This window comes from Frankia nepalensis (genome assembly GCF_016786325.1).
In the GTDB taxonomy this organism is placed as follows: domain Bacteria; phylum Actinomycetota; class Actinomycetes; order Frankiales; family Frankiaceae; genus Pseudofrankia; species Pseudofrankia nepalensis.
Map to the genome: position 1 here is coordinate 63,633 of NZ_JADWYU010000084.1, position 23,755 is coordinate 87,387.

Below are 23,755 nucleotides of genomic sequence, written 5' to 3' on the forward strand. Positions count from 1 at the left end.
ACTAGGCGACCGGGACCGGCGCGCAGACCGAGCACGGCGACAGGCCGCGCCCGCTCACCTGCGACGCCTCGACCCGCTGCGCGGCCTTGCCGGCCAGCAGGTCGCAGCCAGGCCGGTGGAAGGTGCGCCCGCCGGGCACCGCGTAGACCGAGCCGTCGTCGACGACCGGCTCCGCGGGCTCCTGGGCGGCGGGCTTCGCCAGCGAGGGCGCGGCCGGGGCCGGGACGGCGGGTGCCCCCTGGGTGGCCGCCACGACCAGCGCGTGCAGGTCGTCGACCTGCTCGGCCAGCCGCGCCTGCGCGGCCGTGACCTGGCCGGCCCGCGACGACTCGATCCGGTCGGCGATGAGCAAGGCGCTGCCGATGAGCACCGCCGCGAGCCCGCCGAACCCACCCGATACCAGGTAGGGCAACTGGAGCCCGGCCTCGGTCTCGGCCGACACCCCCAGGTAGCAGCTCAGCAGCAGGACGACGCCAGCCGCGATCACCACCCAGCCCCGCAGCGCCCGGACGACGTCCACCACGAGCCGCGAGGTGGAACGCGACCCGGTCGCGCCAGCGCTCTGTTCGTCCACTGTGTTCCCCCAGGAACCTGTTCATCCGGAAGCCGGGCGGGCGCACCCCGTCCGTTTCCGCCAAGGCGATCTCCGACACGCGTGAACACGCGAAGAGATCGCCAGCCGTTAGACGCCAGATTAGTGTGCGGAGCTGGCGATGTGTGCCCTTGGGGGGCCGGGAGACATATCGCGGTGACGACTGCCGGCTCAACCGCCGGCTCGAGCGGGGCGGCTCAGCTCGGGTCGCGCGGCCTGGGTGGGGTGAAACCGCCCGGTGTTGCAGTGGTGGCCGTCGTCATCGTGACCGTCGCGGTGGAGCGCCGCGGCTTGGCGCCCGCGGCCGGATCCTCCTCGGGGGCCGTCGTCAGCAGGCCCGGCGGGGTGGGCGTCGTGGCTCGCGCGCGGGGGCCGCCGGCGCGGGCGGCGGTGTCGGTGTCCCGCGCGTGGGTTTCCAGCGTGTGCGTGTCCCGTGCGTGGGCGGCGGTGTGCTGGGTGTCCGTGTGCGGGGCACCAATGTGCTGGGCGCCGGTGTGCGGGGCGGCGGCGGGGAAGGGCTCGCAGTGGTCGGCCCAGACGCGGCGGCGCGTGCCCCGGCGGCGGTCCTCGATCTCGAGCGGCCCGGGCAGGCTGGTCAGGGCCACCTGCAGGTGGGCCCACTCGTGGGCGGTCTCCCAGGCGGCGAAGGAGCCCAGGTGCGTGCCCTCGTGGTCGTAGACGTGGAGCGGACGGCCCGGGCCACCCGCGAAGTCCTGATCTTTGGATTCCGCGCGCTGCCAGGGGCAGTCAGCCATCTGGGACCCGCTTCCGTCGGCGCTACCCGGACATCGTCCAGACTCACGGTCGCGGCCCGTGACGGTCCAAGGCCCTCACGTCATAGGGGTGCGGTATTTGTCACATCCGTCCGGCTCGGCGGCCCCCCGTTCGCCGCCGCCTCGACCGTCGGCTGGTGCGACCAGCGCCAGGCGTCGGTGATGATCCGGTCGAGCGCCGACCGGCGAGGCTCCCAGCCCAGCTCGGCGCGGATGCGGTGGCTGTCGACGACGAGCGCCCGTGGCTCGGCCACCGGCGGCCCGCTGACGCGGCGCACCGGGCGACCGGTCACCCGCTCCACGGCGGCGAGCACGTCGTTGACGCTCACCCCCGTCCCGCTGCCGACGTTGTAGACCCGCCGGTCGCCTGGCCGCGTGGCCTCCAGCGCCAGCGCGTAGGCCGCCGCGACGTCGTCGACGTGCACGTACTCGCGCAGCGACGCGCCGTCGCCGTTGATCCGGAAGGCGTCGGCCTCGCCGGCCGCGACCCGCAGCGCCGCCGGGATGATCCTGGTCGCGTCGCGGTCCACGTGCCCGGGCGCGGCCCCGGCGACGTTGAACGAGCGCAGCACGACCGCGCCGATCCGCCCGGTCGCCGCCTGGTGGGCGATGACCTGCTCGGCGGCGAGCTTCGACGCCCCGTACGGGTGGCGCGGGTCGGGCGGCCGGGACTCCGGGATCGGGCCCGCGTCCGGGTCGCCGTAGACCGCCGCGGTGGAGCCGAGGACCACGGTTGGCGCCCGGCCGCTGGCGTCGAATCCCCGGTCGAGCGCGGCGAGCAGGTTGATGGTGCCGGTGACGTTGGTCTCGAAGTAGCGCAGCGGCTCGTCGCGGGACTGGCGGACCCTGGTCAGCGCGGCGAGGTGGCAGACGGCGTCGAAGCCCCGGTCGACGCGGGCCGCGGCCAGCGAGCGCGGGTCGAGCAGGTCCGCGGTCACGACCTCGACGTCACCGGCCAGCGCGTGCCCGCCTCGCACGGGGCCGTGCCCGCGCACCAGCGCGGTGACCCGGTGGCCGCGCGCCGCCAGCAGGTCGGCGAGCACGCCGCCGATGAACCCGCCCGCTCCGGTGACCAGGACCCGCGAGCCGCCCCCGTGGGGTCGCACTCAGGACGCCGCTCGCAGCCGCAGCCCCGGCAGCAGCAGCTCGCGGTGGCGCCAGGCGAGCTCCAGGCAGGCGGCGGCGGCGGGCGCCAGTGGCTCGCTGTCGACCAGCCGGCGCAGGGTGGCGTAGGTGAACGGGATGCCGTCGGCGACGGGATGGTTCGGGCCGGCGGAGACCACGGAGCCCTCCGCGTTGCTGTGGACCATCTCCGCGAACATGGCGTCGAAGGCGTCGGCCTCGATGACGACGACGGTGAGGATCTCGCTGAACAGCGTGAGCGCGTCCAGCCCCACCCCGAAGCAGGAGATCTGTATCCGGCCGTCGTTGCGGGCCTGCTCGAAGGCGCGGAACGGCTCGTCGGCCTCGTAGTCGATCGGGTTGGAAGAGTTGCCGTCGTGCTCGGTGTTGCCGAGCAGCTCCTCGGACAGCTCGCGCATGATGTTGCGCCACAGGTCGAAATCGGCGCGGTGGTGGAACGGCGTGATCCCGGACGGCTGGAAGACCCCCGCGGGGATCACGTGGTAGACGCCGCCGGCGGTGGCCACCGAGCCCGCGCTGCGCCGGTGCAGCAGGAAGCTGGCCGAGTCGCGGTCCGCCCGGATGGTCAGCGTGTTGATCGACGGCAGCACGGGCCGGGCGGCGAGGTCGAACGGGTCGCCGATGCGGCGGCGGAACGGGAGGGCCGGCCAGGACAGCCCGCCCGCCATCATCGCCGTGGCGGTCTCGTGCGCCACGGTCTCGCAGACGTCGACGGCGTCGAAATAGGTGGTGTGGCCGAAGGTGAGCACCGGGCGCCCGGCGTCGCCGCCCACGCCCCGGTCGTCTCGCGTGACGTCCAGCAGCCGGAAGCTCAGCCGGTTCTCGAACAGGGTTGGCCGGTCCAGGTCGCGCATCGCGCGGGTGTAGCGCTGGTAGCGCACGAACGGGCCGCCGTCGGCGATCAGCGGGCGCGCGCCGTCGGTCTCCGGCTCGCCGCCCGTGATGGTCGGCTCCGCGAGCTCGTCGGACCAGCGCAGCCCGATCTCGGAGATGTCCAGCGGGCGCTGCCAGGTCCAGTCCGACCGGGTCAGCAGGCCCGAGCCGAGCAGGCGGTAGGTGTCCGGGTAGAGCCCCGCCGCGGCCTTCGCGAGCTTGATCCGGTTGCGGTTGAGGGTGTCCCTGGTGACCCGCCACGCGCGCTGGCTGGCGGTCGCCTGCTCGGCGAGGGTGTCCCGGCCGATCTCGCGCCGCCGGTCGGCCAGCGCGCCCGGCGCGAGGCCGACATCCTCCGGGGCGAGGTCGAGGTGGCGGGCGATGTGACGCAGCGTCGAGATGTCATGGATCGCACGTCGGCCACTTTCGACCTTGGACACGTAGGACTGGTCGAAACCCAGCTGGTCGGCGAGCTGCTGCTGGGTGAGGCCATGTGCCTGTCTATAGGCCCGGAGCAGCTGGCCGACCCCGACGGGCGCGGGGGTCGGCCTTGGAGGCGTCCAAAGCCAGGACTGACCGGTCACCCGGCTTCCTCTCGGGTCGAAGCGGCATTACAGGACGTAAGCCTAGCTAGTGGGGCATTTGGCACCCTTCACCGGAGCAAAGCCTCTCCGGCCGGCGCCGAAGGCGGAAAACGCCCAGCGGTTCCATCTGTCGGCCGTCCGACAGTTGGTCGATCGATGTCTTTCCGTCGCACAAAACGGCCATGTTGTTGTTATTTCGTTGTCTTATCCGTTCGAGACGCCGTCCGCGAGGTCGAGGAAGGCGATGATCACGATTGCCACCGCGATCCACCGCAGCAGGCCCATCCGGCCCCAGATCTCCCGCACCAGGCCTCTGCCTGCCCGGCCGCCGAGTACCAGAAGGGCGAACAGCGCTCCGCCGACGACCAGCAGGAAAACCCCCGCATAGTTACCTTGCACACAGTCACGATCGCACGCCGACTGCCCCCCATCCGCGCCGCCCGGAGCCGGGGCTCCGCTCGGCTCCGGGGGGCGGTGAACGGACGGGGCTCGAATGGTCTGACCCGTTCATCAGCCCACGTCCGGTGCGCTCGCGCACGTCCTAGCCTGCCCGATCCCGGTTGGCTTTCGACATAGCCGGGACTCGTTGGGCGTGATCTGCCTGTGTGCTCCACCGGCGGCAACCGGCGCCAACGCGGCCGGCTTACCTGTGCCCGTTGGCATTCCAGGACACCCCGGCATCCGCGCTGGCCCGGCCTGGCGCGTCCGGGCCCCACACCAACGGGCCGGCCAGAGCCGGGCTGTCGGGGCCGTACCCAGCGACGTTCGCCGGCCGCTGGCCACCCGTCCGTGAGCGGCGGCCCCGAAGTGTCCGCCAGAACGCGAGCCAGGGACCGCGCTACCGCGGACACTTCACCGGCACCGGCACCGGCACCGGCACCGGCACCGGCCCGCGGCGCGGGACCGAGGACCTGGGGTCGGGCCGTGCCTGTGGTTGTGGTTGTGGTCCGGTTTTGGCGGAGGTGGGACGTTATGGGTGGGTCAGGGCTGTGATGACCGGGATGCAGGGGTGACCGAAGGTGACGTCGCGGGCGTGCGCGGGCAGGTCTGCGAGGGCGGCCCGATGGTGGTCCCTGGCCCGGCGCAGGCCCTCCGGGCCGGCCAGCGTGGCGTCGGCCAGGATGCCGCCGCGGACCAGCGGCGCCATCAGCGGCCGGTCGCGGCTGGTGCCCGCCGGCCGGCCCGGCGCGGGCGCCGGGCCGTCGAGCTCGACGGGCACGGGTCCGTCGGTCGACCCCGCGGGCAGCACCAGGTCGGCGACGGCGATCCCGTCGGCGTCGTGCCGGCGCAGCACGTCCTTGCGCCCGCCGCGGGTGGCCTTGCCGACCGAGGACTTCGCGACCGGCCGGCCGTCGACCTCGACGAGCTTGTACACGAAGCCGGCGGTGGGCGCGCCGGACCCGGTGACCAGGCTGGTGCCGACGCCGTAGCCGGCGGCGGGGACGCGGGCGAGCCGGGCGATGCTGTGCTCGTCGAGGTCGCCGGTGACGACGACGCGGGTTCCCGTGGCGCCCAGCGCGTCCAGCTGCGCGCGGGCCGCGCGCACGCCGGCGGCGAGGTCGCCGCTGTCGATCCGGACGGCGCCGAGGCCGGGGCCGGCGGCGGCGACCGCCGTGGAGATGCCCTCCCGGGTGTCGTAGGTGTCGACCAGCAGCGTCGTGTCGACGCCGAGGGCGGCGACCTGGGCGGCGAACGCGTCGTGTTCGGTCGGGTGCGCGAGCGTGAAGGCGTGCGCCGCGGTGCCGGTGGTCGGCACTCCCCAGCGCCTGGCCGCCTCCAGATTGGACGTGGCGTCGAAGCCGACCAGGTAGGCCGCCCGGGCGGCGGCGACCGCGGCCTCCTCGTGCGTGCGCCGGGAGCCCATCTCGATCACCGGCCGGCCGGCGGCGGCCTGCACCATCCGGGCACCGGCCGCGGCGATCGCGCTGTCGTGGTTGAGCACCGACAGCGTCAGCGTCTCCAGCAGCACGCACTCGGCGAACGTGCCCTCGACCGCCAGCACCGGCGCGCCGGGCAGGAAGGGCTCGCCCTCGGCGAAGCCGCGGATGTCGCCGCGGAAGCGGTAGCCGGCCAGCCAGCCGGCGGTGGCGGCGTCGATGACGCCGGTGCCGGTGAGCAGCGCCAGCTCGTCCGGCCCGAACCGGAAGTCGGCGAGCGCCGCCAACAGCCGGCCGGTGCCGGCGACCACGCCGTAGCGGCGACCGGGCGGCAGCGACCGGGCGAACACCTCGAAGGTGACGCGCCGATGCGCCGCGCCGGACCGCAGAGCCGCGCGGAGCATGGTCAGCTCATAGTGGTCAGTGAGAAGCGCCGTGGACATCCGGACCAGCCTAGGGACGCGCGCGACCCGGCGCGCGGCAAAAGTCCGAAATGGTGGCAACCGTGCCAACGCGCCGTTCGGCGTGTCCGGCGCGGCGCGCCCCGGCACGCACCCAACAGCCGCGTAACCCGCGCCGTCCGGGGCGGGCCGGGTGCGAGAAGCTAGATCTGTGAGCCGAGCGTCGACCCGCGGTGAAGGCAGCGTCGCCGGGGCGCGGCGCGGCCCAGCGGGCGCGCCGGGCGTCCCGAGCATCAGCGTGAGCGTGGACGTCGTGCTGCTCACGCTGCGGGCTGGGCGGCTGTGCGTGCTGGTCATCCAGCGAAACGAGGCCCCGTTCGAGGACTACTGGGCGCTGCCCGGCGGCTTCGTCGGCGCCGACGAGGACCTGGACTCCTCGGCGCGCCGCCAGCTCACCGAGGAGACCGGCGTGACGACCGCCGGCCACCTGGAGCAGCTCTACACCTACGGCGACCCGGGCCGCGACCCGCGCACCCGCGTGGTCAGCGTCGCCTACCTGGCGCTGCTGCCGAACCTGCCCCAGCCCGGCCCCGGGCAACGCGGCCAGCAGGCGCGCTGGTGGCCGGTCGAGGACCTGGGCCCCCCGGACGGGCCGACGCTGGCGTTCGACCACCCGCGCATCGTCGCGGACGGCGTCGAGCGGGCCCGCTCGAAGCTGGAGTACACGCCGATGGCGGCCGCGTTCTGCGAGGAGCCGTTCACCCTCGCCGATCTGCGCCGGGTCTACGAAGCTGCCTGGGGCGTCGGCCTCGACCCGCCGAACTTCCGCCGTAAGGTGCTGTCCACGCCGGACTTCGTCGTCCCGGTCGGCGCCGTCAGCTCGCCGCGCGGCGGCGGGCGCCCCGCCCAGCTCTACCGCCGGGGCACCGCCACCGCTCTGCACCCCCCGCTCCTGCGCCGCTCGGTATAGGCGTCGGCACCGGCGCGTTCCCGCGCGCCGGTCAGCCGGCGGGGTGACGGGCAGGGGCGGATCGACGGGACCGCGAAGCCGCCCGTCCGGGCGGGAACCGGCCGAGGGCGGAATGACCCGGCGCGGTTCGTCCCGGCGGGCCGCGCCGCGGGCCGGCGGCGGTGGGCGCGCCCGGCTCCCGCCGGGCCCCTGGGGGCGGGGATGGCCGCTGGGACAGGAAGCGTGGCCGGGCCAGGCCCCGTCGTGGCCGACTTCCGAGTGTGGCCGGTGCCCGACGGGAAGAGGTCCGTGGAATGCGTAACAATAGGCACCGTGACTGCCACCACCGTCTCACCCGCCGACATCGAGGAGATCGATGAGGCGCTCAGCGACGACCGGCCCTGGGTCACGGTCGTCTGGAACGACCCGATCAACCTGATGTCGTACGTCGCGTATGTCTTCCAGAAGCTGTTCGGCTATGACCGGGCAACGGCGCGCAAACTCATGCTCGACGTCCATCACAAGGGCCGGGCCTCCGTCAGCAGCGGCACCCGCGACGAGATGGAGCGCGACGCCGCGCGCCTGCACACCTACGGCCTCTGGGCGACCGTCCGCCAGGATTAGCCGTGCGCGGCGGGGGCGCGCCGACAGGGCCATACGAGCTGGGATGGATGTGCGACGCCGGTATGAGCGCACCGCGGGACGACGACGGGGACGTGGCGGACGAGTTGTACAGAGGGTTCGGTAACTGTTTCCGGCGGACCCGCAAGGGGGTCGAGCTGCGGCTGCCCCGCTGGGAGGGGACGCTGCTCACCGAGCTCGTGCGGCTGATGGACGGAATGCTCGAGCCGCCGCCGGTGGACGACCCGCTGGAAGCCCTGGTCGGCCTGCGCGACACCGCCCCGCCGCCGCCGGACGACCCGGCGCTGGCCCGGCTCCTGCCCGACCCGTACCCGGAGGACCCGTTGGCCTCCGGGGACTTCCGCCGCCGCCGCACCGACGACGCGCTGGCGCACAAGCGGGCGGCGGCCCACCGGGTGCTCGCGACCGTGCCCGCCCCCGGCGAGGTGCTGCTCCTCGACGACGAAGCGGCGCAGGACTGGCTGACCACGCTCAACGACCTGCGGCTGGTCCTTGGCACCAGGCTCGGCATCACCGACGAGCGCTACTTCGACGAGCTCGGCGAGCTGACGCCCGACGACGAGCGTCTCCCGGTCATCCAGATGTACGAGCTGCTCACGGCCCTGGTGGACAACCTCATCCGCGCTCTCTACTGACGCCCTCCACCGACCGGCACCTCGAAGGCCGGGCATCTCATACGGTGGTCGGCGTGCTGCGCATCGACCCTGCCCTCCACCAGGCGATCATCGACCATGCCCGGCGTGACCACCCGGACGAGGCATGCGGCGTGGTCGCCGGTCCCGCCGGCTCGGACAACCCGGTCCGTTTCATCGCGATGGAGAACGCGGAGCGGTCGCCGACCTTCTACCGGTTCGACTCGATGGAGCAGCTGAAGGTCTGGCGGGAGATGGACGACCGGGACGAGGAGCCTGTCGTGATCTATCACTCGCATACCGCGACCGAGGCTTACCCGTCGAGGACCGACATCTCCTACGCCTCCGAGCCCGGTGCGCACTATGTGCTGGTCTCCACCCGTGAGCCCGACGTGACCGAGTTCCGCTCGTTCCGGATCATCGACGGCGCGGTCACCGAGGAGCCGGTCGAGATCGGCTGAGGGTGCCGTCGCCTCCGGCCAGCGGCCGTCTTCGGCGCGGGGTCACAGCGGTTGTGCTCGGAGCCGGTGTCACATCTGTGCAACGATGGTTGCTATGACCGCCCCCCGCCACCCGACGCGGCCCGGGGTTCCTTCCGGATCGGCGACAGGGTCCCTGCCGGATCGGCGTAGCCGATCTGGGAGGTCGGCGATCTGGAAGGTCCGCGCCGCGATGGCCGAGGGCATCCCGGAGCTGCGCCTGTTCGCGCGCCTGCACGTCGACCTGCTCCGGGTCGCCAGCGCCCGCTGTCACGACGCGCGCTGTCACGACACCCGCTGTCACGACATCCGCTGATCTTCTTCGCTGCCCGCGCGCCGTCGGGAAGCGCTCGCGGCGTGGCCGGCGTTGTAGCCGATGCGGCCCCCGGAGGCGCGGCCATGCTCATGGACGCGCGCGCGGACGCTGTGAAGCCTGAAACACTGGAGACTGCTCGCGGGGCCGGCCAGCCCGACCGGCCCGGCCGCGAGCATGGACTTGGTCGAGACGAACACGTTTCGCGCCCGGATGCGCCGGGCGCGCCGCCGTCGCCCGCCGGGCGAAGGGCGCGACACGAAACCGAGGGAGACGAGGAGCACCATGGCAGTCCAGGTCCGCGTGCCGACCATCCTGCGCAACTACACCGGCGGTTCGAAGGTCGTGGAGGGCGCGGGTGAGACCCTGGGCGCGCTGTTCGAGGACCTCGACACCCGCCACGCCGGGCTGCGCGGCCGCCTCGTCGCCGACGAGGGGCTGCACCGTTTCGTGAACGTCTACATCAACGACGAGGACGTCCGCTTCCTCGGTGGCCTCGACGCCAAGCTCTCCGACGGCGACAACGTGACTATTCTCCCCGCCGTCGCCGGCGGCTGATCGGAAGTCGGCGGTAGCAGATCATGCGTTACGACTCCCTGGTGAGCTCGGTGGGCCGGACCCCTCTGGTCGGCCTGCCGAGGCTGTCGCCGTCCGCGGACGTCCGGCTGTGGGCCAAGCTGGAGCAGAACAACCCGACCGGCTCGATCAAGGACCGGGCGGCGCTGTGGATGGTGCAGGACGCCGAGAAGCGCGGCGTCCTCAGCCCCGGCGCGACCGTGCTCGAGCCGACGTCCGGCAACACCGGGATCTCGCTGGCCATGGTCTGCAGCCAGCGGGGCTACCGCCTGATCTGCGTCATGCCCGAGAACACCTCGGTCGAGCGCCGCCAGCTGCTGACGATGTGGGGCGCCGAGATCATCTTCTCGCCGGCGGCCGGCGGCTCGAACGAGGCGGTCGCGGTGGCCAAGCGCCTCGCGGCGGAACATCCCGACTGGGTGATGCTCTACCAGTACGGCAACCCGGCGAACGCGCAGGCGCACTACGAGACGACCGGGCCCGAGATCCTCGAGGACCTGCCGAGCATCACCCACTTCGTCGCCGGCCTCGGCACCACCGGCACGCTGATGGGCACCGGCCGCTACCTCAAGGAGCAAGTCCCGGGCATCACGGTCGTCGCCGCCGAGCCGCGCTACGGCGAGCTCGTCTACGGCCTGCGCAACATCGACGAGGGCTTCGTGCCCGAGCTCTACGACCCGTCGGTGCTGACGTCGCGCTACTCGGTCGGCCCGCGCGAGGCGCTGCGGCGCACCCGCGAGCTGGTCACCGAGGAGGGCATCTTCGCCGGCATCTCCACCGGCGCGATCCTGCACGCCGCCCTCGCCCAGGCGGACAAGGCGGTGAAGGACGGCAAGCGCGCCGACATCGCCTTCATCGTCTGTGACGGCGGCTGGAAGTACCTGTCCACCGGCGCGTACGCCGGCACCCTCGAGGAGGCCGAAGCCGCCCTCGAAGGCCAGCTCTGGGCCTGACCGCCTGACCGCCTGACCGCCTGACCGGTGCCGCCGGGGCTCCCGGCGGTGCCGGGTCCGTCCCCGTCGAGCTGGTCGGCCGCGACACGCTGGTCGAGGAGCGGCGCGCCGGCCGATCCGGGCGTTCGCCACGTCCTCCGGTGGCCTTCAGAGCCGTCTTTCGGTGTTGGAAAGCGGCCAATAGCCGGAGTCGAACAACCGGGAAAGCCTGTTTCCATACACTGTGATCATGACTGGGGCGCTTCAAGGGTGACCGCGCGGGGTCGTGACGGAGATGATGCCGGTGGGACGGGGCGACCGCCGGCCGGCCCGGCGATCGCGGGGGCGCTGACGGCGTATGCCTGTGGTGACGCCTTCGGACTTCCGTGGGAAGGATCAGCGCCGGGGGCGGCGGAGCCGGATCGCGCGATCGAGATCCCGGCTCGTGCGCGGTGGCCGCGCGGCGGCACGTCCGACGACACCGCCCTGACCCTGCTCGTGGCGGAGCATCTGATCGCGTGCGGCGGGGCGGGCGACCCGGCCGATCTGCTGCGGACGCTGGCCGGGCGAGCCGAGTCGATCTTTGGACTTGGACCCAGCACGGTCGCGGCAATCCGGCACTTCCAGCGGTCCGGTCAATTGCCAGCGGAGGGCGGCCGGACCAACGGCGCGGCGATGCGGGCTCTGCCGGCCGGTTGGGCGACCCCCGCGGACGCCGCCGAGCTGCGCCGCCGGTGGGTCGTCACGCTGTCCTCGGCGACCCATCCCAGCCCTGACGCACAGGCCGCCGCGTGCGTCGTCGCCGCATGCGCGTCCTGGGCGATCGAGGGCGTTGACGGGCGGGCCCTTCTGGCGGTGGCGCTGGCGGAGGCGTCGGCGCTGCGAAAAGCCGGAATGAACGCCTCGTTGGAGGAACTGATCCGGGCGATCGATCAGGGCGCGTGGACACCGCCCACCACGGGCGTCAGCCTTGATCCGCTGGAGACCGTCGGTGCCGTGCTGCATTGCGTCAGCGCCACGTCGACGCTGGAATCGGCGATGCTGACGGCCGTGGGCCTCGGCGGGGATACGGACACGGTCGCCGCCCTGGTCGGCGGCATTCTCGCCCGCGGGCGCACCTCCGACCAGATATGCGCCGAGCTGACCTGGAACAGGCATGTCCTGCTCCCACCACCGGACTCCGTGAGAACCCTCGCGGACGGCCTGGCCGAACTGCGAGCGCGTCCGCTCCCGACGTAAAACCCTCCGCGCACAGCCATCGGACCGATCCCTAATGCCTTAGCCATGAGGTCCGGCCCACCCGTGTCCGGGCGCGGGATGTGAACCCAGGTCCTAGGGCGGCAGATCTAGGAAGGTCTCGTCCAAGATCAAGACGCGCTACCAGCGTTTCCGCGCCTCCACATGCCCCGCAAACCCCGCGAAAAGTCGGTCTCGACTGCCAGCCTATTCCGCGAGATCTCGCGCCAAACGATCAGCTATGACAGGACTTCAAGGTCAACGACGGAGGCTGGACCCTGACCTGGGTCAACAGGGCGGTGTCCGCGCGCACGGCCCGCGAGTACCACCTCAAGGTCTGACGACGTCCTCGCGCCGACCGGTGATGACCGCGACGATGGTCGAGCCCGCCGAGATCCGCCCATCCGCGACCATCGCGAACAAGCCGTACATCATTTTCGCGACGTACACCCAGTCCAGGAGCAGGCCGTGTCGGCCGGCGAAGTCGTCGATGAAGGCGTCCAGTATCGGCGTGCGGCGGGCGAAGCCGCCGAAGTGGAACTCCTCGGCGATCCGCCAGTTGGCGGTTGTGTAGCCGAATGCGGCGCGCTGGAAAGCGGCGACTTCGTCAGCAAGGAAGCCGCCGCCCTTGAGCACGGAGACCCCGACCGCCTGTCGGTCCGGACCCAGCCCACCGGCGAGGCCCGCGAGGGTGCCGCCGGTGCCGACCGGGCAGACGACTACGTCGACGTCGGGGACCTGGCCGACGAGCTCGGTCGCCAGCTGGGCGCAGCCAGCGACCGCCAGTTCGTTGCTGCCGCCTTCGGGGAGCAGGTAGAACGGGCCGAACTCGGCGGCCAGTTCGGCGAGCAGGCCCGGGTCTCGCTTGGCCCGGTAGCGGGTCCGGTCGAGGTAGGTCAGTCGCATCCCGTGCTGCTCGGTCGCGTGGGCGAGAACCGGATTGAGCGGCAGGTGCTCCTCTCCTCGGATCACGCCGACCGTGCGGAAGCCGAAGTGCCAACCGGCTGCCGCGGTCGCCGCGATGTGATTCGAGTACGCCCCGCCGAAGGTCAACAGCGTCTCTGCGCCCTGCTCGGCGGCCACGGCCAGGTTGCCGGCCAACTTCCGCCACTTGTTGCCCGGGAAGTCGGGGTGGATCAGGTCGTCCCGCTTGAGCAGCAGCCGCACCGCGCCCAGCCGGTCGTCCAGCAGCTCGGCCACCGGCGACGGCAACTCAAGCTCTGGCTTGTGTCCCCCCGCCTGCGTGCCCACCTGCGAAGCGTGCCACCCGGCACCGCCAGCCATGACGGGCACCCCGGCGCCAATCATCCAAGCAAGTTCCACGGCCCGCCGCATGACTGAGCCTGAATGTCGTGCTACGGCGCAGCTCGGACCGGGCGGGCCGCCGGCGCCGCGTCGCTGTGGCCCGCGGCCGCATAGGCCGCATAGGCTGCCTGCCGAATTGCGCTCTTTAGAGGATCAAGGCGCGTGCTTCGCTCGCCTACGCGGCCGCCGAGCCGCTCGGTGGTTTGGCGGACTTGCGCATGCGGCCCTGGGCGGCCGTAAGCGCCACCGCCCGCGGTCAATGACGACAGCGTCCCCACCGAGCGAGCAACTCCACACTATTGGCCCGTCAGATCTAAGGCTGCTGGCGGCTTAGGATGACAAAGCCGCGGCCGTCCGTTGTGGCGTTGAACGTCGCGGTCGGCGCGAACCCCAGTCCCCGAAACACCCGCTGGGCACGGATGTTGAAGCTGGCTAGAGTCACCCGAAAGGCCGTGGGGCGGAAACATGCGGCACCGTACTCCAGGCCGATTGCGATTGCCTGTCTTCCAAGACCAAGGCCCGTCAGCTCGGGACGCAGGCCTCCACCCGTGTCCAGGGCACACTCGTCGTACTCGCCACCTGGAACACGGCCGTCAGCACCAAAAGTCCGATAGCCGATGAGCTTGCCCTCATCCACCAGGGCGACGTACCCGTTTTGGGGATCTGTGAAGAACGCGGGTTCTGTGCCAACAAGATCATAGCAGTCGTACGGCGGAGGATAACGCCACGTGACGATATTCGCCGCGTACTCCTCGGTCATCCCGACGATCTCCACGACGACTATATGAGCAGCAAGGCGCTGACGAGTCAACGCCCTCTGACGCAACTGCTTGCCTGCCCCCCGGCGCCGCCGCCTGCTCTGTGGCAGCCAGCGAACAATGGCGTGCGACCACGGGCGTCCGTGAACGCCGTCGGCCACGTGACCTGGACCAGCGAACGCCCACAGACACGGGCGGACGAGCCAGCGAAGATCTCAATGTCTCGACCTTGGTGGCTTCGGCCGGTCGCGCGTGCCGCGGTCTCGTTCGCGGTCGTTCGGCAGGGGTCGGAGACGTCCCGTCGACCATCGAAGACGTATTCCACGTGGATCTTCAACGGCCGCGGCGGTGGATCGCTTCAGGCGCAAAACGCCTGGTAGGCAAGGTGTGCGGGAGGGGGGACTTGAACCCCCACGCCCTAGGGCGGCAGATCCTAAGTCTGCTGCGTCTGCCATTCCGCCACTCCCGCGTGCCTCCAGCCTATCGATCGAGGAGTGGGCCGTGGGCGCGGATGGTCAGTGGCGTGCGCCCTGCCGGCACGGGCCGGGGCGCCCGCCGGCATCCTGCTCGACGGTCGGTCTCGCTGGGGCGCAGTGGGGAGATCTCAGGGTTCGGCGCTCGGTCATCGCATTAAGATCATGACCGCTGTGGCGATCGGAAGCGATCGGCTGACATGGTTGGTCCGTGGCGGTGTCGGCCGATCATGGTCAGGTGGCCGTGGCGCCTCAGGTTGTGGCGTTTCTGGGTCCTTGGGCGTGCGGGACGTCCTGTGTCCAAGCGCCGATCCGTGCACACAACTGGCGATCTTTGGCGCGTCCGGACCCGGTCCACCCGGTTGATCTGTCAGATCTGTGCGTTGACCCCCTGAAGTCAGGGGGACAAAGCGGACAGAAGTCGCCGAATAGTGCACAGAATTGTCGATCGTGAAGGTAGCTCCGACTCGCCATGGTCCTTGATCGTCAGAAGCGTGCGCGGACCGGCGATCGAACTGGCCACGCCAAGATCCGTGAGAAGTACCCCGGTCGCGGCGGCGGCCGTCGAACTCCCCGGCGCTGGTTACGGCGCGTGGCTGGCGACGCGCCGCCGAAACGTTCGGTGGCTTCTCAGTAGTCCTGGCGCGGTGTGACACGCTGCTGGGTGCAACGTGGCTGGCAACCTTCGCGTCAGAGGCCACAAAGGTCCGGCTTGGCCGGGGTGAGGGTCGGCTGGTGGGCGAGGCGCGGGGACGACGTGCCGCCGCTTCGCGAGCGCTCGATGCGCGCTCGTCGAGCGGGCACGGATCGTCGTTCCAGAGCCCGGCCGCCGGCTTGGCCCACGCGCCAGCCGTCAGTATCGGCCGGCCTTTGATGAGGGCTCGGTAGGACAGGTAGCACCCGCTCCGGCGACCGCCGGCGCGGTGAAGCGACGGGCGGCGGCCTGAGAGGCGGGAGTCGCGATGACACCATCACGTGGTGCTCTGGGCGGGCCTGCCGGTGGACCAGAGGGAGGGATCCCGGTGCGGCGAGCGGGCAGGTACGGTGCGCTTCTCGACGGCGACCTGATGAACCTCCTGTTTCCTGAAAGGGAGGTGGTCAGGGTCCTGCTCGATGGCCGGTTGGTCGATGCGGTGTTCCGCGTGGAAGCCGGCGAGCACGCGCGAAGGGCGCGGTTCGGGTTGAGAGCGCTGTGCTATCCGCATCTGCTGCGCCGGCTCGAGCGCCTTCCCTCGGGAGTCCTCGTCGGTGACCCCGTTCCGTGGGTCGAGACGTGTCCGCTGCCCGAGGGCGTGGTCGAACGGTCGGCGGCCGGGATCGGGCGCCTCCTGGAGCCGCCGGTTGTCCTGGACGCGGTGGTAGTGCCGGCGGTCGGTCCCGCGCAGACCCGGCATGTGTGGGTCGCCGACCGGTTCGCGCCTCACGCGCGTCGTTGGGTGGTCAGCGGTGACCGTCGGGTGGACGCGGCGGTGCTCGTCGCCGCGGCGGTCCGCGGGGTAGGGCTGGTCACCCGCTGGCCCGGCCCCGAGGTCGTCACCGCGGCGGATTCTCCGGCCGGGCGGCCGACGGCGGGCACGGCCTGGCTGCTGGCCGAGCAGACCTACGGGGCCTGGCTCGCCGCGGGCGCGCGCTCGCGGCGCCGTGAGCTGGTTCCGACCGGTTGATCCGCCGCGATCCAATTTCGCTCTAACGGGCGGGTGGGCGACTTTGTGGGCGAAATCAGCCGAATAAGCCGGCCTAGCGGCTGCCTGGAGCACCTCGGCGGCGCGAAAGCGCTTTGACGCCGCCAAGGGGTAGGCAGCCGGGCTTTGTTGCTGGGGGTGACACCTATCGCGCACTCTGCCGCAGCCGAGCGCCGATCCGCCCGGCGAAGGCACCTGTGGCCGTCGCCGGGCGACGAATCGGGACGAGGGATGCGGCTGGGGTGTCACGGCCCGGGGACGGATGGATCGGCCCGGACACCTCAGCCGCGTCCTCAACCTACCTGCTCGATAGCTGATAGTCACTGATCGATTACAGGCAGTTCCCAGGCTACACCCTGAGACCGGTCCTTGCCGGATGACACTCCGTATGGTCGCCATTTCGGCACGGAAGGGCTCATCGGCGGCGATGTCGCCCTCGAAGGGGAGCCGGGGTTCGCGGACCGTATGGTCGTGTGAGGGGGCGACAACGCCTGGGTACGCAGTTCGTTCGAGGAACTGTCGACTTCGGCGTCTTCCTTGCCGTGGCGTGCCCACTATCACGTTGGACGCATATCAGGCAAGATCCGGGCACTCGTGGACGATCTACCCGGATGTCCGCGGTTCGGCAATCGGCTGGTGACGACACCCACAGGGTGTGTCCAGCGGTTCCGGCTTAGTCTTTGCCTTCATGAGCGACGCGCCGATAGGGGTGTTCGACAGTGGCGTAGGCGGTCTGACGGTGGCCAGGGCCATCCTCGACCAGCTGCCGCATGAGCCGCTCCTGTACTTCGGCGATACCGCGCACGCCCCGTACGGCCCGCGGCCGATCGCCGAGATCCGCCGGCTCGCGCTCGCCGCCATGGACACGCTGGTCGCCGATGGCGTCAAGCTCCTCGTGATCGCGTGCAACACGGCCAGCGCGGCCTGCCTGCGCGATGCCCGGGAGCGTTACGACGTTCCGGTGGTCGAGGTCGTCCTCCCGGCCGCCCGCCGCGCGGTGGCCGCCAGCCGGAGCGGGCGGGTCGGCGTGATCGGGACGAGCGCGACGATCACCAGCCGCGCCTACGACGACGCGGTCGCCGCCGCGGGGGTGACCCTGACGAGCGTTGCCTGCCCCGCGTTCGTCGACTTCGTCGAACGCGGTACGACGGCGGGCCGGCAGCTGCTCGGCCTGACCGAGGCATACCTGGCGCCGCTACAGGAAGCGGGCGTCGACACCCTGATCCTCGGATGTACCCATTATCCGCTGCTGACTGGGGTTATCAGCCTCGTTATGGGGGAAGGGGTGACGCTGGTGAGTAGCGCTGAGGAAACCGCCAAGGACACCTACCGAGTGTTGGCACGCGGTGGGTTGTTCCGTGACCCGGACCTGCCCGCACCCGCCCACCGGTTCCTCGCCACTGGCGATCCCCGCTCGTTCACCCGGGTCGGCCGCCGGTTCCTCGGCCCGGAGCTGGGAGCCGTGCTTCCCGGCCAGCCGGTCGGCGGCGGTACCCGTGACGCGGACACCAGTGGCGCGCAACAGCCTTTGCCCGTGAGCATGGCGGTGAACACCCGGGAAGCGGACGAGGGCGGCGAGATGGCGGCGGTCCTGGCGACAGCGACGGCGACGGCTGAGGCGGTGCGTCGGTGAAACTCACCATTCTGGGCTGCTCCGGGACCTATCCCGGACCAAGCTCCGCGTGCTCCTCCTATCTGGTCGAGTCCGGCGGGTTCCGGCTCGTCCTGGACGCCGGCAACGGCTCGATGGGCGAGCTGCAGCGGCACTGCGACCTGCGGGACGTCGACGCGGTGCTGCTCAGCCACCTGCATGGCGACCACTGTTTGGATCTCGTCGTGCAGAGCTATGCGCGCCGTTACCACCCCCAGGGCATGCCTCCCAAGCTGCCCGTCTATGGGCCGATCAACACCCGGGAACGGCTGTGTGGCGCCTTCGAGCGCTGGCCCGACGACTCGCTCGCCGACATCTACGACTTCCAGACGATCGGCCCGGGTCGTGTCCATATCGGGCCGTTCCTGATCGATCTGGCCCGGGTCGCCCACCCGGTCGAGGCCTATGGCGTGCGGATCAGCGCCGACGGCAAGGTGCTGACCTACTCCGGTGACACCGGCCCCTGCGAGAAGCTCGTCCGGCTCGCGAAGGACAGCGATCTCTTCCTCTGCGAGGCCGCCTTCCTCGACCACGAGGACAACCCGCCGGACCTGCACCTGACCGGCCGCGAAGCGGGTCAGCACGCCGAGGCCGCCGGCGTCGGCCAGCTCGTCGTCACCCACTTGGTTCCCTGGGGCGACGCGGCCCGCAGTCAGGAGGAAGCCGCCTCCACCTTCCGCGGCCAGCTCAGCCTCGCCACGCCCGGCGCCAGCTACGAGGTCTGACCACCCCGCGCACACAGGTCATTCGCGGGTCGGACCTCCCCGGCCCGGTCACGCCGGGGTGAGCGGCCGCCTAGCCGGTCTGGGCGGGGTCGTCGCGTAGCAGCACGCCGCGGTGTCGCCAGGCCAGGGCCAGGAGGGCGGCGCCGGCGGCCTGCATCGGCTCCCGCCGGGTGAGGCGGTCGACGTTGGCCTGGTCGAAGGCGATCCCGGTCCCGGTGGCGCCATCCAGCGCGGACAGGACCTGGCCCTCGTCGTTGGCGTCGACACGCGCTCCGAAGACCGCGTCGAACGTCGGAGCGTCGAACACCGCGACGGTGAGCAGATCGGTCGCGAACGTGAGCGGGTCGGTGCCCATGCCGAGGACGCGCACCCGGACCCCGCCCTCGGCGCGGGCCCGGGTGAGCCGGGCGGCGAACGGCCAGGCGGCGTAGTCGACCGGCGCGAGGTCGCTGCCGTGCCCCTCCGGCTCCCCGCCCAGCTCCTCGGCGAACTCGCGGACCATGGACCGCCACAGGTCGAAGTCGTTGCGCTCGTTCCACGGCGCCGGGCCGGCGGGCTGGAAGATGCCGGCCGGGATGACCTGGTAGAGGCCACCGGCATGGCCGACCTTGGCCGGGTCGCGCAGGTGCAGCAGGAACGTGGCGGTGCCGGCGGCGCGGTCCAGCCGCAGCGTCAGCGTGCTGATGGCGAGGTTCGCCGCTCTACGGGTGAGATCGCGCGGATCGCCGACCGCGGCGCGCAACGGCTGCCCGCCGCCCTCGAGGACGTGGGCGGCGTACTCGTGGGCGCACGCCTCGCCCACGTTCAGGCCGTCGAAGTAGCGGCCCAGCCGGAACACCATCCGGCCCCGCCCACCCGCGAGGTCGGCTTCCAGAAGCCGGTAGGTCGGCAGGTTCGCGAACACGGCCGGGGGTGCCAGCGTCGCGACCGCGGCCGCGTAGGTGTCATGGCGGGAGCCGTCCCGGCGCAGCGGGCGCATGGCCTCGGAAACCGGCTCCCTGCCGGTCAGGCCGCCGGCGGGCCGATCGGGGACGAGCTGGAGGTCGACCTCGGACAGGTCGATCGGAACCGGGGGCAGCCAGCGCGGGTCGGCGAGCAGCGGCGTACCGGCGACGTGCGTCGCCGCCGGGTACTGGCCGGCTGCCGCCACGGCGAGCTCGTGGCGGTGACGTTTCAGCTGGTCACGAACTCGCAGCCATGCGCGCTCGCTGTCGGTCAGCGCGTGTGGCGGGCCGTCGACCGTCACGCGATCTCCCTTCGCCGGCCGCCCGAGATCCATCGGCTGACCCCGGTGGCGGCGGCGATGGTCTTCCCGGCCCCGGTTCCCGCGTCGTTCCCGCGTCGTTCCCGCGCGGCCCGCTACCTGCCGCGGAGCTTGTCGATCTGGAGGGCTTCCTCCGGGTCGGGGGCGTCGACCGCGAAGAACGCCTTCAGGCAGTCGACGGCGACGTCGGGAGCCGTCCGCTTCAGGCTCAGGGTGAGGACGTTCGCGTCGTTCCAGAGACGGGCGTTCGTGGCGATCCACGGCTCCCAGGCCTGCGCGGCGCGAACTCCGGGGACCTTGTTCGCCGCCATCGCCGTGCCTGTGCCGGTCCAGCACATGAGGACGCCGAAACGGTACTCACCGCTCGCGACGCCTCTGCCGACGGTTTCGGAGAGCTCCGGCCAGCTGGTCGTGTCCACGACGCTGGTTTCGAAGTTGGCCTGGAGATACTCCCGGACCGCGGTCACGCACTCGTTGGTGTCATCCGCGCCAAAAATGACTGTGAACTTCCCGGCCGTCACGGGACCCGTCGCACCTTTCCGCTACCCCACGAGCCGTCCGGAGACGACCCGCCGCGCGCCGAGCTGGCCGCCGCCCCCACGTGCCAGCTCCGTTCCGTCGCTCAATGTTACCATTTGCGTACCACCAGGTAATGTCCTGGTGAACTATCCGACGGCGAGAAGGCGGGGCCTGGCCTCCTCGCCGCTACTGGGTGGTGCCGGCCGGCCGTGGGGAAAGCAGGCCGGGGAGGACGCCGGCGAGCGCGCGGAAGGCCTGGCCGCGGTGGCTGATGGCGTCCTTCTCGTCGGCGGACAGCTCCGCGGTGGTACGGGTCTCGCCGTCGCCGACGAACAGCGGGTCATAGCCGAAGCCGTTCTCGCCGCGGGGTGCCGTCAGCAGCAAGCCGCGCAGCTCGCCGTGGACGACGTGCTCCCGGCCGTCAGGGCTGACGAACGCGGCGGCGCAGACGAACGCGGCGCCCCGGCGGTCGGGCGGCACGTCGTCGAGCTGGGCGAGCAGCAGCGCGTTGTTCGCCGCGTCCCGCTCGGCGCCCTTGGTACCAACGGGGCTGCCCGCCCAGCGGGCGGACCGGACGCCGGGCATGCCGTTCAGCTCGTCGACGGTGAGCCCGGAGTCGTCGGCGACGGCGGGCAGGCCGGTCGTGGCCACCGCGTCACGGGCCTTGATCAGCGCGTTCTCGGCGAACGTGCGGCCGGTCTCGGGCACGTCGGGGCCGGGCGGCAGCCCCACCAGTTCGACGGCCAGGCCGCTCGCGGCGAGGATGCGGCGCAGCTCGACGAGCTTGGCCTCGTTGCGGCTGGCGAGCACGATCCGCGTGCCGGTGCTCAACGGTTACCTCCCAGGGACGCCGGACGGGGCGGGCCAGCGGGAAGCGGACCGGCCAGCGCGTCGTTCTGAATCTTCGAGAGCTGGGCACAGCCGGCGACGGCGAAATCGAGCATCCGGTCGAGCGTCGCGCGGTCGAAGGTCCTGCCCTCGGCGGTGCCCTGGACCTCCACGAAGCCGCCGTCGTCGGTGCACACGACGTTCATGTCGGTGTCGGCGGCCGAGTCCTCGACATAGGCGAGGTCGAGCATCGGAACGCCGCCCACCACGCCGACGCTGACGGCGCTGACGCCATGGACGATGGCCTTCGGCCGGCCGAGCCACCGGCATGCGTCGACGAGGGCGACGTAGGCGCCGGTGATCGCCGCGGTGCGGGTACCGCCGTCGGCGAGCAGGACGTCGCAGTCGATGGCGATGGTGTTCTCCCCGAGCTGCTTGAGATCGATGCTGGCCCGCAGGCTGCGCCCGATCAGCCGGGAGATCTCGTGGGTCCGCCCACCGATCCTGCCGCGGACCGACTCGCGGTCATTGCGGGTGTTGGTCGCCCGCGGCAGCATCGCGTACTCGGCCGTCACCCAGCCCAGCCCGCTGCCCTTGCGCCAGCGCGGCACCCCTTCGGTCACGGAGGCGGCGCACAGCACCCGGGTACTGCCGGCCGAGATCAGCGCGGACCCCTCCGCGTGCTCCTGCCACCCCCGGACGATCGTCACGTCTCGAAGCTGGTCGGCGGCCCTGCCGTCGTGTCGTGTCACGACCGGACCTTATCCACGGCCTACGACAACCCGGCCCAGGAGCCACCCTCCGGGCCTGGTCGGAACGCGGGTCCGGTTGGGGACGGCTCAGCCGATTTTCATGGTGACCAGGCGCTGGTGCAGGGCGGTCAGGGAGTCGTCGGCGATGCCGGCGTGGCGGGCCCAGGCGACGGCGCCGCCCCAGATCTCGTCGAGGCCGTCGAGGAAGCCGGCCATGACCTCGGCGCGGACGCGCAGCTGGTCGGCCTCCTGCCGGACCCTGATCCCCCCGCCGTAGGACGGGAGGGCGGCGAGCCGCGCCTCGATCAGGTGCAGGCGCTCGTTGGTCGCCAGGTAGTCGGCGATGATCGTCTCGCGGTCGACGCCGACGAGCGAGAGCACCAGGGCGGCCAGCACGCCGGTGCGGTCCTTGCCCGCGGCGCAGTGGAACAGGGTCGGACCGCTGTTCTCGTCGGCCGCCAGGCGGACCGCGGTCGCGACCGAGACGCCGGCGAGGCGCAGGTAGTCGAGGTAGTGCGCGACCCGGTCGCCGGTGTCGCGGGCGCGCACCAGGGTGTCGTAGCTGGGGTCCGACGGCATCACCCAGCGGTTCGTCAGGAAGGACAGGTTGTGGTAGGCGATCGCCTCCTGGGCGAGCAGGCCGCGGCCCTCCCGCTCGGCCTCCTCGACGGCCCGCAGGTCGAGCACGGTGCGCAGCCCGAACTCGTCGCGCAGCCGGGCCACGGCGACCGCGGTCAGCTGCTGGGGGGTGTCGCTGCGCAGCAGGACGCCGTAGCGGGTCTGGCCGCCGTCCACGGTGGGCAGTCCGCCCAGGTCCCGGGCATTGCTGCAACCGTCGAGTTCATACCACCGATTCATTTGCACGATGATAAAACGCCATCAACAGCCCGCGTGGGGCTTGCGCCGGTGGTCGGGCACTCGTTCCCGGCCGTTCACGTGACCAGCTCGTTGGCGGCCCGCGTGCCGGCCGGGTCGTGCCGCGGTGGCGGCGGCGAGGCCGACGAGGCCCGGCTGTCGGCCAGGTCTCGTCGATCCGGGCGGACCCTCGGGTCGTCGGTCGGCAGCCCGGCGAGGTCGGCCGCGCCGCCGCCGGCGGCGATCGGGCGGGCGGGGATGCCGGAGACGACCAGTTCCGCTGGGACGTCGTCGACCACCACGGCCCCCGCGCCCACCACCGCGCCCGCGCCGACCTGGCACAGCCCGACGACGTTCGCCTGGCTGCCGATCCAGGCCCGCGGGCCGACCTCCGCTCCGCCGCACAGCCGCGCGCCCGGGGCCAGCGTCGCGTGGTCGCCGAGACGGCAGTCGTAGGCGACGCTCGCCCCGACGTCGACGCGCACGTGCCGCCCGGTGGAGACGTTCGTGCTGACGCTGGCCATCGCGCAGATCACGGTGCCCGGCCCGAGCCGGACGTCGCCGCCGATGTTGGCCCGCGGGTGCACCAGCGTCGCGGGGCGGCGGCCGGCGGCGCTCGCGTAACGGTCTATCCGGGCCCGCGCGGCCGCGGACCGCACGCCGATGAGGTAGTCGACGTCGAGCCCGGTCAGCAGGTCCAGCCCGCCGAGCAGCCGCGCGCCGCGGCGGGCGAGCAGGTCGGTGTCCGCCGAGCCGGCGGGCTCGTCGTCCAGGAAGCCCAGGAAGCGGTAGAGGGGCTGGTCCGCGGCGGCGTTGACGGCTTCGACGAGGTCGAGCAGTTCGCGGCCGTAACCGCCGGTCCCCACGATGACCAGCTGCCGGCGGTGGCGGCGTGTTGACACAACGTGACCGTAGAACGGGTGGCCGGCGACTTCAACAAG

26 protein-coding genes and 1 tRNA gene are annotated in these 23,755 nt (G+C 72.0%); 11 read left to right on the forward strand and 16 right to left on the reverse strand.

Features of this window, described 5'->3' with window-relative positions; all coding sequences use genetic code 11:
- Position 1 precedes the first annotated feature (1 nt).
- The 6 genes from I6A81_RS04490 to I6A81_RS04515 form a co-directional block, all read right to left on the reverse strand.
- Positions 2-574 (reverse strand): hypothetical protein, encoded by a 573-nt coding sequence (locus I6A81_RS04490; RefSeq protein ID WP_203001081.1) that lies wholly within the window; start codon positions 572-574, stop codon positions 2-4.
- 215 nt (positions 575-789) lie between these two features.
- Positions 790-1,347, reverse strand: coding sequence for a hypothetical protein (locus I6A81_RS04495; RefSeq protein WP_203001083.1), 558 nt, complete (start codon positions 1,345-1,347; stop codon positions 790-792).
- A gap of 80 nt (positions 1,348-1,427) precedes the next feature.
- A complete protein-coding gene (locus tag I6A81_RS04500; RefSeq protein ID WP_203001085.1) occupies positions 1,428-2,471 on the reverse strand; it encodes an NAD-dependent epimerase/dehydratase family protein in 1,044 nt (347 codons plus the stop codon).
- The gene (locus I6A81_RS04505; RefSeq protein ID WP_203001087.1) at positions 2,472-3,965 is read right to left on the reverse strand and encodes a helix-turn-helix domain-containing protein; all 1,494 of its coding nucleotides are present in this window, start codon (positions 3,963-3,965) and stop codon (positions 2,472-2,474) included.
- A gap of 204 nt (positions 3,966-4,169) precedes the next feature.
- A complete protein-coding gene (locus I6A81_RS04510) occupies positions 4,170-4,364 on the reverse strand; it encodes a hypothetical protein (RefSeq protein WP_203001089.1) in 195 nt (64 codons plus the stop codon).
- A 571-nt stretch (positions 4,365-4,935) separates the two neighbouring features.
- Positions 4,936-6,285 carry a nicotinate phosphoribosyltransferase gene (locus I6A81_RS04515; protein WP_238428498.1) on the reverse strand — a complete coding sequence of 450 codons (1,350 nt, stop codon included), beginning with the start codon at positions 6,283-6,285 and terminating at the stop codon, positions 4,936-4,938.
- Positions 6,286-6,535: 250 nt separating this feature from the next.
- On the opposite strand from I6A81_RS04515, the gene I6A81_RS04520 reads away from it, so the two are divergent.
- The 5 genes from I6A81_RS04520 (at position 6,536) to I6A81_RS44695 (ending at position 9,261) form a co-directional block, all read left to right on the forward strand.
- Positions 6,536-7,213: an NUDIX hydrolase gene (locus I6A81_RS04520; protein WP_307874476.1), complete on the forward strand. Its 678-nt coding sequence runs from the start codon at positions 6,536-6,538 to the stop codon at positions 7,211-7,213.
- A 312-nt stretch (positions 7,214-7,525) separates the two neighbouring features.
- Positions 7,526-7,816: an ATP-dependent Clp protease adapter ClpS gene (clpS, locus tag I6A81_RS44690; RefSeq protein WP_203001090.1), complete on the forward strand. Its 291-nt coding sequence runs from the start codon at positions 7,526-7,528 to the stop codon at positions 7,814-7,816.
- Positions 7,817-7,878: 62 nt separating this feature from the next.
- Positions 7,879-8,469 (forward strand): DUF2017 domain-containing protein, encoded by a 591-nt coding sequence (locus tag I6A81_RS04530; protein ID WP_203001092.1) that lies wholly within the window; start codon positions 7,879-7,881, stop codon positions 8,467-8,469.
- A gap of 53 nt (positions 8,470-8,522) precedes the next feature.
- The gene (locus I6A81_RS04535) at positions 8,523-8,927 is read left to right on the forward strand and encodes a Mov34/MPN/PAD-1 family protein (RefSeq protein ID WP_203001094.1); all 405 of its coding nucleotides are present in this window, start codon (positions 8,523-8,525) and stop codon (positions 8,925-8,927) included.
- 211 nt (positions 8,928-9,138) lie between these two features.
- Positions 9,139-9,261, forward strand: coding sequence for a hypothetical protein (locus I6A81_RS44695; RefSeq protein ID WP_285222642.1), 123 nt, complete (start codon positions 9,139-9,141; stop codon positions 9,259-9,261).
- Here I6A81_RS44695 and I6A81_RS04540 read toward each other — a convergent pair.
- A complete protein-coding gene (locus I6A81_RS04540) occupies positions 9,246-9,545 on the reverse strand; it encodes a hypothetical protein (RefSeq protein ID WP_203001096.1) in 300 nt (99 codons plus the stop codon). The genes I6A81_RS44695 and I6A81_RS04540 overlap by 16 nt on opposite strands.
- Here I6A81_RS04540 and I6A81_RS04545 point away from each other — a divergent pair.
- The 3 genes from I6A81_RS04545 to I6A81_RS04555 all read left to right on the forward strand — a co-directional run bounded on the left by I6A81_RS04545 (position 9,544) and on the right by I6A81_RS04555 (position 12,005).
- On the forward strand, positions 9,544-9,816 hold the full coding sequence (locus I6A81_RS04545; protein ID WP_203001098.1) for a MoaD/ThiS family protein: 273 nt from the start codon (positions 9,544-9,546) through the stop codon (positions 9,814-9,816). The two genes, I6A81_RS04540 and I6A81_RS04545, sit on opposite strands and share 2 nt — an antisense overlap.
- A gap of 23 nt (positions 9,817-9,839) precedes the next feature.
- Positions 9,840-10,787, forward strand: a complete 948-nt coding sequence (locus I6A81_RS04550) for a PLP-dependent cysteine synthase family protein (protein WP_203001100.1) — start codon at positions 9,840-9,842, stop codon at positions 10,785-10,787.
- Positions 10,788-11,036: 249 nt separating this feature from the next.
- Positions 11,037-12,005, forward strand: coding sequence for an ADP-ribosylglycohydrolase family protein (locus I6A81_RS04555; RefSeq protein WP_203001102.1), 969 nt, complete (start codon positions 11,037-11,039; stop codon positions 12,003-12,005).
- Between the two features lie 327 nt (positions 12,006-12,332).
- Here I6A81_RS04555 and I6A81_RS04560 read toward each other — a convergent pair whose 3' ends face one another.
- The 3 genes from I6A81_RS04560 to I6A81_RS04570 form a co-directional block, all read right to left on the reverse strand.
- Positions 12,333-13,253, reverse strand: coding sequence for a 1-aminocyclopropane-1-carboxylate deaminase/D-cysteine desulfhydrase (locus I6A81_RS04560; RefSeq protein ID WP_307874471.1), 921 nt, complete (start codon positions 13,251-13,253; stop codon positions 12,333-12,335).
- 367 nt (positions 13,254-13,620) lie between these two features.
- Positions 13,621-14,082 carry a GNAT family N-acetyltransferase gene (locus I6A81_RS04565; protein ID WP_203001106.1) on the reverse strand — a complete coding sequence of 154 codons (462 nt, stop codon included), beginning with the start codon at positions 14,080-14,082 and terminating at the stop codon, positions 13,621-13,623.
- Between the two features lie 371 nt (positions 14,083-14,453).
- A tRNA-Leu gene (locus tag I6A81_RS04570) sits at positions 14,454-14,534 on the reverse strand.
- Between the two features lie 1,026 nt (positions 14,535-15,560).
- On the opposite strand from I6A81_RS04570, the gene I6A81_RS04575 reads away from it, so the two are divergent.
- The 3 genes from I6A81_RS04575 to I6A81_RS04585 all read left to right on the forward strand — a co-directional run bounded on the left by I6A81_RS04575 (position 15,561) and on the right by I6A81_RS04585 (position 18,596).
- The gene (locus tag I6A81_RS04575; RefSeq protein ID WP_203001108.1) at positions 15,561-16,202 is read left to right on the forward strand and encodes a hypothetical protein; all 642 of its coding nucleotides are present in this window, start codon (positions 15,561-15,563) and stop codon (positions 16,200-16,202) included.
- 706 nt (positions 16,203-16,908) lie between these two features.
- Positions 16,909-17,853 carry a glutamate racemase gene (murI, locus tag I6A81_RS04580; RefSeq protein WP_203001110.1) on the forward strand — a complete coding sequence of 315 codons (945 nt, stop codon included), beginning with the start codon at positions 16,909-16,911 and terminating at the stop codon, positions 17,851-17,853.
- A complete protein-coding gene (locus I6A81_RS04585; protein ID WP_203001112.1) occupies positions 17,850-18,596 on the forward strand; it encodes an MBL fold metallo-hydrolase in 747 nt (248 codons plus the stop codon). The genes murI and I6A81_RS04585 overlap by 4 nt, the downstream gene beginning before the upstream one ends.
- 70 nt (positions 18,597-18,666) lie before the next feature.
- On the opposite strand, the gene I6A81_RS04590 is transcribed toward I6A81_RS04585, so the two are convergent.
- From I6A81_RS04590 to I6A81_RS04615, 6 genes are all read right to left on the reverse strand, one after another.
- Entirely contained in the window at positions 18,667-19,842 is a 1,176-nt protein-coding gene (locus I6A81_RS04590; RefSeq protein ID WP_307874472.1) for a transcriptional regulator, read from the reverse strand.
- 113 nt (positions 19,843-19,955) lie between these two features.
- Entirely contained in the window at positions 19,956-20,381 is a 426-nt protein-coding gene (locus I6A81_RS04595) for an RpiB/LacA/LacB family sugar-phosphate isomerase (protein WP_203001117.1), read from the reverse strand.
- 184 nt (positions 20,382-20,565) lie between these two features.
- A complete protein-coding gene (gene rdgB, locus I6A81_RS04600) occupies positions 20,566-21,210 on the reverse strand; it encodes an RdgB/HAM1 family non-canonical purine NTP pyrophosphatase (RefSeq protein WP_203001119.1) in 645 nt (214 codons plus the stop codon).
- A complete protein-coding gene (gene rph, locus I6A81_RS04605) occupies positions 21,207-21,959 on the reverse strand; it encodes a ribonuclease PH (protein ID WP_203001121.1) in 753 nt (250 codons plus the stop codon). Before rph ends, rdgB begins: the two co-directional genes overlap by 4 nt.
- Positions 21,960-22,046: 87 nt before the next feature.
- Entirely contained in the window at positions 22,047-22,817 is a 771-nt protein-coding gene (locus I6A81_RS04610) for a tyrosine-protein phosphatase (protein ID WP_203001123.1), read from the reverse strand.
- 74 nt (positions 22,818-22,891) lie between these two features.
- Positions 22,892-23,716: a NeuD/PglB/VioB family sugar acetyltransferase gene (locus I6A81_RS04615; protein WP_307874473.1), complete on the reverse strand. Its 825-nt coding sequence runs from the start codon at positions 23,714-23,716 to the stop codon at positions 22,892-22,894.
- Positions 23,717-23,755: the final 39 nt, after the last annotated feature.